The following is a 1,901-nucleotide window of genomic DNA, read 5'->3' as shown; positions in this document are numbered from 1 at the left end:
TCAAAAAAGCATCCGTGCATATATCAATTAAAATATGTATAATTTTACAAAATTAATGAATAACACTTGCATAATTCAAAAAAGGAGTGTATACTTATACACAGTTTCGATTTTGAGCCGTTCTTTGTTAATAGGATGGCTTAGCTGATCAGATAAAATGAGATAAGTTAAAACTAAGAAGTTATACTAGAAAGATAAAGAGGTATTGTTATGGATTTAAAAGGACGTCATTTATTAAAGTTACTTGATTTTACACCGGAAGAGATTTTATATTTAGTTGATCATGCAGATGAATTGAAGGCAAAGAAGAAACAGGGAATTCCGACTTTGAATCACCCTGGAAAGAATATTGCTCTGATTTTTGAGAAGAACAGTACAAGAACAAGATGTTCTTTTGAAGTGGCTGCCAATGATCTTGGTATGCATACCACTTTCCTTGATCCGTCTGCTTCACAGATTGGCAAGAAGGAAAGCATTGCCGATACAGCACGTGTACTTGGACGTATTTATGATGGTATTGAGTACCGTGGTTTTGACCAGTCCATCGTGGATGATCTGGCGAAGTATGCCGGTGTACCGGTTTGGAACGGTCTGACCAATCAGTTCCATCCGACACAGGTGCTGGCTGATATTATGACAATTCGTGAGAAGTTCGGATACCTGAAAGGTATCAAGATGACATACATGGGCGATGCCCGTTACAACATGGGCAATTCCCTGATGGTAGTTTGTGCGAAAATGGGTATGCATTTTACAGCATGTACATGCAAGGAATACTTCCCGGATGCTGATATTGTGGCACAGTGTGAAGCGATTGCCAAGGAGACAGGCGGCAGCATTACACTGACAGAGGATGTAGAAGCAGGTACAAAGGGTGCAGATGTTATCTATACAGATGTCTGGGTATCTATGGGTGAACCGGATGAAGTCTGGGCAAAACGTATCAAAGAATTATCTCCATATCAGGTGAATAAGAAAGTAATGGAGAATGCAGGAGAGAAAGCCATCTTCATGCATTGCCTGCCGGCGTTCCATGATCTTAAGACAACTATCGGCAAGGAGATCGGTGAGAAGTTTGGTATCAGTGAGATGGAAGTGACAGATGAAGTCTTCGAGTCTGCACAGTCTGTTGTTTTTGATGAGGCTGAGAATCGTATGCATACGATCAAAGCAGTTATGGATGCGACATTATAAGATGAAATGGCATGAACTGACGGAAAAAACAGGATATGTATCCATCGGCAATGCCTTTGTTCCGGGATATTTTTTGACAGAGAATGAATTGGTCCTGATTGATTCGGGACCAATTCCATCAAAACGTTTAATGGAGCTGTTGGATGAGCGGCACTGGCGTGTCCGGGCCGTTATTCATACCCATGTACATATTGACCATGTGGCGAATGATTTATTACTGTTGGAAAAGTTCCCGGATATTCTTTTTTATACATCAAAGGATGAAGCCGATGCGATTGCATCGCCTGAAGATATGATGCGCTCAATGGGATTTGATACGGCTGCCCATGCGAAAGAGGCGCAGGCTGTGTATTATCCGGAGAAACTTCATATCATAGGTGTAGACATGAAGCGGCCGGAAATTATGATTGATGAAGAAATCTTTGAATTGATTTCGCTGGAAGGTCATTCAGTGGGCCATGTGGGGGTTGTAACACCGGATGGTATCTGCTGTCTTGGTGATGCCATTGTCTCAGAGGATGTTTTGAACGTTTCGAAGCTTCCTTATATGGCAAATGTACAGAAGTCTCTGGCTTCTATGGAGAAGGTAAGGTCATTGAATTATGAGATTTATGTGGTTGCCCATCAGTCCGTTGAGAAGAAAGCCCTCATGGACAAAATTGTCACAGACAATATTGCCAAAGAACACCAGTTGTCCAGAATAGCGC

General features: G+C 41.7%; 2 protein-coding genes. Both read left to right on the top strand.

Annotated elements, in window-relative coordinates:
- The first annotated feature begins 210 nt into the window (after positions 1-210).
- Entirely contained in the window at positions 211-1,194 is a 984-nt protein-coding gene (gene argF, locus WMO25_RS17595; protein WP_015515066.1) for an ornithine carbamoyltransferase, read from the top strand.
- On the top strand, positions 1,181-1,901 hold a 721-nt coding region (locus tag WMO25_RS17590), incomplete at its 3' end, for an MBL fold metallo-hydrolase (RefSeq protein WP_349086489.1). The genes argF and WMO25_RS17590, both read left to right, overlap by 14 nt.

It is taken from the genome of Coprococcus intestinihominis (genome assembly GCF_040096555.1).
Classification (GTDB): domain Bacteria; phylum Bacillota; class Clostridia; order Lachnospirales; family Lachnospiraceae; genus Coprococcus_A; species Coprococcus_A intestinihominis.
This window is presented reverse-complemented; position numbering and strand designations above follow the sequence as displayed.

Coding starts and splice junctions, on each gene's coding strand:
- argF (WP_015515066.1), top strand. CDS start 211: ATGGATTTAAAAGGACGTCATTTATTAAAGTTACTTGATTTTACACCG.